General features: G+C 27.2%; 3 protein-coding genes. All 3 read right to left on the reverse strand.

The annotated features are described in order from the left end of the window. Positions 1-397, reverse strand: a 397-nt coding sequence (locus WBG30_RS05890; protein WP_424503717.1) for a hypothetical protein, incomplete at its 3' end; no start/stop codon positions are given. 192 nt (positions 398-589) lie between these two features. After that, positions 590-1,966, reverse strand: a complete 1,377-nt coding sequence (locus WBG30_RS05895) for a recombinase family protein (RefSeq protein WP_424503718.1) — start codon at positions 1,964-1,966, stop codon at positions 590-592. Positions 1,967-2,101: 135 nt separating this feature from the next. Next, on the reverse strand, positions 2,102-2,776 hold the full coding sequence (locus WBG30_RS05900) for a hypothetical protein (protein WP_424503719.1): 675 nt from the start codon (positions 2,774-2,776) through the stop codon (positions 2,102-2,104). Between the last annotated feature and the right edge of the window lie 135 nt (positions 2,777-2,911).

A 2,911-nucleotide genomic window follows, 5' to 3' on the forward strand; every position in this document is an offset into this window, starting at 1 on the left:
TATATAGTGCTAAACTATCTGCTTGATAAAAATCATACTCAGTAGTAAAACCAAGCATAAAAGCATCCATGTTGTCATCACCAATAGTATTTTTAGTTACATAGTCAGAAAATTTAGAATTATCGTATGCGAATTCTCCACCTAATCTAAATCTATTAGTAATATTATAAAGAAGTTTATAGTTAATACCGAAACTATCGTCAAAAACTTTATTGTCAGAATTTGATCTATAATCATTATCCCAATTTTCATTGCTTTTTGAAGCATAGTTAACACCGATTCTGTTAGTGAAAGATCCCTTCATAGTTCTAGAAGATTGGTAATTCATTTCAGAATCATTTTGAGCGGCCATAGAGATTGCAGATAAAGCAACTAAACCTAATATTATTTTTTTCATTGTTATTACCTCCATAATTTTATTATATTGTAAACAATACCATAATTTTATTATATTGTAAACAATACCATAATGATAGTAAAACAAAAAGATAAACAAAATAAACAAAATAAACAAAATAAACAAAATAAAAAAAGTAAAAAAAGTAAAAAAAGTAAAAAAAGTAAAAAGACTAAAATTAATTTTAGTCTTTTAAAGAATATTTAAATAGATCTCTACTTCAAATTCATCTTTAGCGGTTTTCTTTTCTCGAAAAACAACTATTTTATCTATAATTAGCTTTAATATATAATTTGATTTTTCTATGTTGTCTAAATCAATACTATTAAAATATTTTATGATTTTCTCTTTGTTACTTTGAAAATCAATTTGCTTAGGTCTATTAAGTAGTTTTCTCTCCATTATAGCTATTTCTTCTTCTAATATTTTTATTCTCTTGGAGTAAACTTCTTTATTTAAATTTCCATCAATATAAGCATCTAATATTCGTTCTCTTTTAGATTTTAATTTACTAACATTTTTTCTGATTTTAGATAAATCAATATATTCGTTATTGTATTCAATTTCTTCGAGACCTTCTAATCTTTTCACTATATTTTTCAATTCATCTATGATAGCTTTTTCTAAAATATCAGATCTTATGTTTGCAGTACCACAGTCTTGATCTCTATAAGTTAATTTATCTGAAAACTTTAACCTTTTTAATATACATCCATAATGAGGATACTTTTCATATTGTTTTCCAGAAAGACCAAGAACACTATTTCCACAATTTTTACATTTTAAAAGACCATTTAGTAGGTACCGATTAGATTTTGAGGGTGTTCTTTTTATTTGCTTAAGTAATTCTCGAGTTTGATTAAAATCCTCTTCAGATATAATGGGTTTATGAAGACCTTTAACTAATATATCTTTTTTTTCATTTCCAGTATGTTTTCTATTTCCATAACGAATATGACCTGTGTAGGTAGGGTTTGTTAGTATTCTTTTTACTTGTTTAGATCCCCATTTTAGATCGTGCAGCTCACAAATTCGATACATACTTTCTCCATCAAGAAATCTTTTAAAAACGTCTCTTATTATCTCAGCTTCAGGCTCATCAATAATAAGTTTTTTGTCCTGAAGGATATAACCTCGTGGAGGCTTACCATTCAACCATTGTCCTTTTGAAGCTTTAAAATAAAGTCTTTCAGTTACTCTTTTAGCAATATTATCTCTTTCAAATTGAATCATGGAGAGTCTAATACTCATGGCAAACTTACCTTCAGGAGTAGTAGTATCATAACCAGTTTCTGTAGCAGAAATGAAGTCTATCTCATTTGTTTGTAATAGTTCTATGAAGAGTAATAATTCTATCAGTTTTCTAGATATTCGAGAAGTTTCATATACTATCAAAGTATCAAACTCTTTATTTTTAATTAGTTCCTTTAATCTTAAATAACCTGATCTATCATCTTTAGTACCGCTTTCTACATCTGTTAAGATTTCAACTATTTCAAAGTTCTTTAAATTTGCAAACTCCTCACACTGTTTTATCTGTGCTTCCAAGGAGTTTGACTTTTCTTGCATGGTGGTAGAAACTCTATTGTAAATTACTGTTTTTTTCTTCAATACTTTTTAAAACCCTTTTTATTATATTTGCTTTCATTTCTTTACTTTTTCCAGAACTTTTAATTGAAATTTTTATTTTCATTTGAGCCTCCTTTATTTCTTAAACATTTTCAAATTATTTTTATTCTCAAATTCCTTTTCTTTATTTTTAATAGAAGCTTTTATTATTTTGAGGTGCTCCTCAATAGCCATAGCTTCAGCTTTATATTCGTCCAAAGTCCCACCATCTTCTACTTTTTCAATAATTTTTCTTAAATTATCTAGCTTTTTATAATTAACATATTGAACTGGTTTTTTAAACTCAATTGCTATCTGGTCCTTTACAGGAGCTAATAATTCTTTTATAGTTTCCGCTTTTTTTATTCCACCATGAATGATCTTTTCTCTGGCATCTGCTGTAACATCTTTATGAGTCAAAAATTTAACTGATTGGGTAGAGAGGGATGCGATAAAGTCTTTTTTATCACCAAACTCCTGGAATAAGATAAATCTTTTATTGAACTCAGAAATATTATCTTTTGTAAGTCCATTGGCTTCATACCAATCCATAAAATCACCAGACTTTTTAAATTTTAAAGAAACCTGATTAAGAGTTATACATATATCATAGAGAGATTCTGATATTCCCATAAACCTTCTTCTTAATTTCTGCTCACTACTTTTTATGAATTCAATATCTTCTTTTTCAATTTCGCGACTCCCGAAATCAAAATTTGAAACATATATTTCTTTTTTTACTGCTTTTTGTAATTCTCCAAAGACATCCATCTACATCACTGCCTTTACAATTTTTGCAAAGATCTGCTTTATATCATCATATTGTTTACTTTTGGTTTCCATGATTGTTTTAGATTTTTCTGTAAGTTTCATAATCTTTGTAGTTTGATAAATAGGATCAGTGAC

It is taken from the genome of Psychrilyobacter sp. (assembly GCF_049671765.1).
Lineage (GTDB): Bacteria > Fusobacteriota > Fusobacteriia > Fusobacteriales > Fusobacteriaceae > Psychrilyobacter.

Coding starts and splice junctions, on each gene's coding strand:
- WBG30_RS05895 (WP_424503718.1), bottom strand. CDS start 1,966: ATGCAAGAAAAGTCAAACTCCTTGGAAGCACAGATAAAACAGTGTGAG.
- WBG30_RS05900 (WP_424503719.1), bottom strand. CDS start 2,776: ATGGATGTCTTTGGAGAATTACAAAAAGCAGTAAAAAAAGAAATATAT.